This window comes from Sphingomonas sp. (assembly GCF_030145815.1).
Classification (GTDB): domain Bacteria; phylum Pseudomonadota; class Alphaproteobacteria; order Sphingomonadales; family Sphingomonadaceae; genus Sphingomonas.
Map to the genome: position 1 here is coordinate 1 of NZ_JAIXHL010000066.1, position 4,518 is coordinate 4,518.

At 58.3% G+C, this 4,518-nt stretch carries 4 protein-coding genes; 2 read left to right on the top strand and 2 right to left on the bottom strand.

All coding sequences use genetic code 11. The features are described 5' to 3' along the window. Positions 1-456, top strand: a 456-nt coding sequence (locus tag KYX69_RS22825; RefSeq protein ID WP_300501650.1) for a M3 family metallopeptidase, incomplete at its 5' end; no start/stop codon positions are given. 105 nt (positions 457-561) lie between these two features. Here KYX69_RS22825 and KYX69_RS22830 read toward each other — a convergent pair. Both KYX69_RS22830 and KYX69_RS22835 read right to left on the bottom strand, forming a co-directional pair. Then, positions 562-1,920, bottom strand: coding sequence for a HAMP domain-containing sensor histidine kinase (locus KYX69_RS22830; RefSeq protein ID WP_300501651.1), 1,359 nt, complete (start codon positions 1,918-1,920; stop codon positions 562-564). 20 nt (positions 1,921-1,940) lie between these two features. Beyond that, positions 1,941-2,615 carry a response regulator transcription factor gene (locus KYX69_RS22835; protein ID WP_300501652.1) on the bottom strand — a complete coding sequence of 225 codons (675 nt, stop codon included), beginning with the start codon at positions 2,613-2,615 and terminating at the stop codon, positions 1,941-1,943. 225 nt (positions 2,616-2,840) lie between these two features. Between KYX69_RS22835 and KYX69_RS22840 the strand changes: the two genes are divergently transcribed. Then, a partial coding sequence (locus KYX69_RS22840; protein WP_300501653.1) for a TonB-dependent siderophore receptor occupies positions 2,841-4,518 on the top strand: 1,678 nt, incomplete at its 3' end.

The window sequence follows — 4,518 nt, forward strand, 5'->3', positions numbered from 1 at the left end:
ACACTCTTTGATCGCTTGCTGAACGCTCGGCATTTTCAAGCCGGGATGGCAATCGTTCGGCAGGTGGAATATTCTCTGTTCGACCTGCTTTTGCATCTTGGCACTTTAGGTTCCGACCCCCGTGAAGTGATCGACGCCGTTCGCGATGAAGTGGCGGTGATCCGGCCGCCAGAGTGGAATCGTTTTCCAAATGCCTTCACGCACATTTTCGCCGGAGGTTATGCATCGGGCTATTACAGCTATTTATGGGCCGAACTGCTCGCTGCCGACGGATTTATGGCGTTTGCCGAGGCTGGCCTCGTCGATCGAGCTACCGGCGACCGTTTTCGAGCGGAAGTTCTTTCGCGTGGCGCAACGCGGCCGGCAGCGGACGGTTTTCGTGCGTTCCGCGGCCGGGATGCGGATCCAAAGGCGATGTTGGTCCGTCACGGGCTGGCAGAAACCCTGCCTGGTTGAACCCGTTGCAGCCCCGTCCCTGCGCCGGCCGGGGCTGCGAAACGCCCTTGCCGTCGTCCGGCGGAAAGGCGAACGGCATCGCCCATCAAATGGAACAGGATGTCGTCATCTGTCGTGCGTCGTTTCAACTTGGCCATCCGACAAACGAAAGATTAGCCGGAAGCAGGCTCCGCCATCCGGCGCGTCTTCAACAATCGCATCGCCGCCATGCAGTCGCATGATCCGCCTTACCAGGTTAAGCCCCAGACCTGCGCCGCCTGAATTGCGATCCAGTCGATGAAAAGGCTGAAACACGGAATCACGATTGGCTTTATCAATACCTGGCCCTTGGTCGCGGACCGTGATCTCGCCGAACGCACGTACATTTATCGTGATCGTGCCCGAACGCCCAGCATGATTGACGGCATTCTGGATGAGGTTGCTGATCGCGCGTTCAATCGCCGCTTCGTCCCCACGGATCCAAAGCTGCTCAGTATCCTTCGCGAAATCGACGTCATAGCCCGCCGCAAAAGCTAGGGGCGCCAGATCGGCCACGACCCGTTCCGTTACGCCGACGATATCCACCGGCTCGAACATCGGGTTGCCCGCATCAAGCCGACCAAGGTCGAGAAGTTGCCCCGTCAACACGCCAAGCCGCGCGCTGTCTTCCATGAGTTCGTCCCTATCCTTTCCCGCGCGCAGGGAGGCAACCCGCGTCGAGATGATCGCAATCGGCGTGCGCAATTCGTGCGCGGCGTCCGCCATGAAGACACGGTGGCGCTCATAGCCTTCATCAATCCGCGCGAGGGCAGCGTTGAACGCATCGACAAGTGGCATGATCTCGGTCGGAACACCGCCTCGCGAAAGGCGTGCGCCGGTCAGTTTGATGTCTATCTGCGCCGCTTCCTTGGCCAAATCTTCGAGACGCGAGACAGCGCGGCGAACAACCAATGGGGTGACAATAATCGTCGCGATCGCCATCAGACCGACAAGAAAGGCGGCAACTGCCATCGTCGAGAGGAGGTTGGAAACGATAGTTCCCCAGGATATCGTTCCTCTGGCATAGGCAATGATCTGCACACGGCCAGCACCCGTATCGAGACGCTCCACGATAGCGAGTGGATTGCCGGCCTTGTCGGATAGATTGGCAATCTCGAGGGTGTCCATTTGCGCGAGGGCACCCGACAATGCCGCAGGGACAACACCTTCCCGCATGACGTCCCCCCGGGCGTCGCGGACGATGAACCACATGTCTGGATTCCCATTTCTCATCGACTGCAACTGCGATGTCGAGCGCAGGCCCAGGCGACCATCGGGACGGCGATCCAGAGCGTCGGCGACCACCTCAATCACAGCGCGCGAATAGGTCGGTCCCAGAGTGCCCGAAATCCAGAGACTGCTGATAATGAACGAATTCAGCACGACGAGCACAACAAGCAGAAAGCCCTGCGCAACGGCAATCAACCCGATCAAACGGCGCTTCAACGATGGCTCCTGTCGCGCCTTCATGCAACTTCACGCAACATATAACCAAGCCCCCGCACCCCGCTGATGATCACTCTCGCCTCGACGTCGGAGAGCTTTCGCCGCAAACGCGACACCTGAGTATCGAGTGCATTGGGTTGCACATCATCGTCGAGTGTGAAGACGGCGTTCATCAGCACCGCCCGGCTGACCATTCTACCGGCCCGGCGTAACAGCGTCTCGAGAACCAGTGTTTCGCGGCGCGTAAGATCGAGCGGCTTGCCATCGACGTTGGTGTCGCGGTTGAGGAAATCGAAGCGAACATTGCCGACCGTCACGACATCGGACTGAATATTTGGCGGGCGTCGGAACAAAGCACGGAGGCGCGCCACAAGTTCTTCTACCGCGAATGGCTTGGTAAGATAATCATCGGCGCCGTGATACAGGCCTTCGACACGATCGCTTAATTCGCCCCTTGCCGTCAGAACGAGAATGGGCGTTATGTTCCCGGTCTGACGCAGGCTCGGAATAAGGCTCATTCCGTCGCCGTCCGGCAATTGCCGGTCCAACACGATCGCGTCGTAGCCCTGCAACTCGCAAAGTTCCCGGGCGCTGGCGATCGATCCCGCTTCGTCGACGACAATATCGAACCGGGCGAGCGCCTGGTTCAATACCGACGCGAGCTTTGCGTCATCCTCCACCAGCAAAATTTTCATTCACATGTCCCTTTTTTGACAGACTGACGACAGCCATCGATGCAACCTTCCGAAAAATCGCGGGGCGGCGACCTCCCGAAAAACGAGCGAGCAATTTCTCTATAAAGAGGTTTGTCCGGAGACAAGTTATCGTCTGTTCCATTTATTTGTAGAAAATGTCGAAATAGCGGAGGGAATGACTTGAGAAAAAATGCCACTATCCGCCCAAGAGGCTGGAAGATACATTTGACTGCTACGGCAGCGATTTGCACCGTTTTTGCCAGCATTCCCTCCGCCTTCGCACAGGACGGTCCCAACGACATTGCCGCCGGTGACATTGCCGCCGGTGATCTTGCCACCGCTCTCCGGTCATTCGAAGCACGTTATGACGTGCATATCTCGATCGCGAAAGAAAATCTGCGGGATAAACGAACGAAGGGCGTATCGTCGTCAAATTCGGCCTCCGAAGCGATCGGCCAGCTTCTTGCCGGCACCGGTTTGAAGGCGTGTTCAAATGGCAGCGTGATCGACGTAGTCGCTCAAGACGCTAATTGCTCCGCTCACAACGCGGATATCATCGTCACGGGCACGGCGATTTCGCACCTTGCGGAAACGACGCGGACCGGCACGCGAATGGACGCCGACCCGATGACGCTTCCGATCTCGGTGAGCAGCGTCTCGAATGAGCTGATTCAGCGCCAGCAAGCCATGAATCTCAAGGATATCGTCGCGAACGTATCGGGCATCGACGGCGGCCAGCAGGGATCGGTCGCGATGCGCGGTTTCGGTGCCAACATCATGCGAAACGGCAACCTCGGCTCGGATGGGCAATCCAATAACCTGCCCGCCATTGCGATCTCCAGTGTCGAGGCGGTCAAGGGGCCGGAGGCGATCATCGCGGGCGTTGGCGCGACTTATGGCGGCATCGTGAATGTCATCAGCAAGACGCCGCCACTCACGCCGACCGCCGAGTTCAATTCGACGGTGGGCAGTCGCGGCTACTATGACATCGGCGCTGATATTGGCGGGCCGCTGAATTCCGACAAGAATATCCTAGTGCGCCTGGTCGGCTCAACTCAGGACTCCGGTCGGAACATCGCCGGCTATAACGGCGTGAGGTCGGACTATATTGCGCCATCGATGACATTGCGCATGCCGGAATGGGGGTCGACCTTCACCGCGCAATATGAGTATCAAAAGTTGCGCAGGGCACCTGACGTGATCGTCGGCACAGGTGGTCCGGAGCTGACGTCAGATTTGCCGATCCGCCTGCTCGGCCCACGGACCGATGGCACGAACGTCAGGAGCAAATTGCTTACGCTGTCACTCGAGCAGGAGTTGACAGATGAGTGGACTTTCGCGCTCCGCTATTCTGACGGCCGGGAGAAGCGAAGGGGTGTATTGGAATCAAGCTTCATATTCGATTTTATCGCGCCGGCACCCAATATCCTCACTTTCCGGTCCGACCAGGAAAACGACGCGCGGTCCGAGAATTTCAAGGCCGAACTTCGCGGGGAATTCAACACCGGCCCCATCGAACATAAGCTGCTTTTGAGCTACGACGTCACCAAGGCCCAATCATCGACCTTCAACACGTCGCTGACCGTGTCGACAACCAATCTGGACACCGGCGTCATTACCGATCAGACTGATGCGCTTGGGCCTTTCCTGGGCGCCCCCGGCCCGCGGGTAGGCGGCGGCACGACAACGAAAGATGTCGGCCTGCTGCTTCTCAACCAGATGACATGGGGGAAATTTGTCGTTCTCGCGGGTGTCCGCCGGATGAAATATCAGCAATCCACTCTCACTGGCGGGACGCTTGAGGATTTTACCCGCACCCTCCCGTCGCTCGGCGCGGTCTATCGCATCACCCCTAGCCTCTCCCTCTACGGGAACGCGTCAAAGGGCTTTAAGCCCAACCAGG